This is a genomic window from Dietzia sp. SYD-A1, assembly GCF_015356725.1.
In the GTDB taxonomy this organism is placed as follows: domain Bacteria; phylum Actinomycetota; class Actinomycetes; order Mycobacteriales; family Mycobacteriaceae; genus Dietzia.
The window spans coordinates 1-1,149 of record NZ_JADDKI010000644.1 but is presented as its reverse complement, the minus strand read 5'-3'; the positions used below and the strand labels follow the sequence as shown (position 1 = coordinate 1,149).

The 1,149-nt window shown below is 67.1% G+C and carries 1 protein-coding gene; it reads right to left on the bottom strand.

Annotated features, from left to right (window positions below):
• Nucleotides 1-3: 3 nt before the first annotated feature.
• Complete coding sequence (gene yidC / locus IY392_RS18040) at nucleotides 4-1,086, bottom strand: membrane protein insertase YidC (RefSeq protein WP_194861977.1); 1,083 nt, start codon at nucleotides 1,084-1,086, stop codon at nucleotides 4-6.
• Nucleotides 1,087-1,149 lie beyond the last annotated feature (63 nt).

Here is a 1,149-nt window from a genome sequence, read left to right as displayed (position 1 = left end):
ACGTCACATGAACGCGCTGGGCGGGAGCCCCTCGCGGCTGGTCATCGGCAGCTCCTTCTCCAGCTTCTCCATGAAGAAGTGCGACTGCACCGCGGTCCAGATGTTGTTGGTGAGCCAGTAGATGCCGATCGCGATGGGGAAGTTGAAGAAGTACGCGCCCACTATGGGGAAGAAGGGGAACAGGTACATCATGATCTTCATCGACTGGTTCATCGACTCGGTCATGGACTCGGCGATCGACTGGAAGTCCTGGGGCTTGCCCGCCGCGCCCGTGGAACCCGCCGCGCCGGCCGTGGCGGGAGTCCCCGGGGTGCCTGCCGCGTCGTCGGACCTGGCGGGGTCCGCGGGCTTCTCCCCGTCGACCTCGAGGACCTCCCCGTCGACGACCGGCCCGCCCGCCTTCTCCTCGGCCTCCACCCGGGCGATCGCCTCCTGCTCGGCCGCCTTGGCCGCCTTCTGCCGCCGGAAGGAGTTCCACATGTTGACGAAGGTGGCGATGCCCGCGAGCACGAACAGCGGCACGGCCAGGACGAGGATGTCCTCGCGCACCAACCCGGGGTGCAGGGAGTCCATGACGTCCTGCGGCATCCGGATGTAGGAGGCGAGCGGCACCCCGAAGATCTCGGCGTTGAGGAAGGAGGCGACCTGGTCGGGGCCGAACGCCCCGTTGGTCATGGTGGAGGCCTCCTCGATCGAGACGCCGCGCGGGGAGAAGTTGAGCAGCACGTAGTACAGGCCGAGGAACACGGGGATCTGCACGAGCAGCGGCAGGCACCCGGCCAGGGGGTTGACGCCGGCGTCCGCGTACAGCGCCTGCATCTCCTTGGCCTGCTCCTGGCGGTCCTCGGGACTCTTGCGATCCTTGTACTTGCTCTGCAGCTCCTTCATCTTGGGAGCGATCTGCGCCATCTTGCGCATGGAGTACTGCTGCCGGTACATCGACCGCATGAGCAGCAGCCGCACGGTCACCACGAGCAGCAGCACCGAGCCCACCCAGGCGATCCCGGAACCAGGGTCGAACACGAAGCTGAGCACCCAGTGCCAGAACTTCATGACGAGCGACACCGGATAGGCGAAGAGGTCCACGGGCGAATCTCCAGATGGGACTGTGGCGCCGGAGCGGGCGCGCGGGATGGGGCGGGGCGGGCC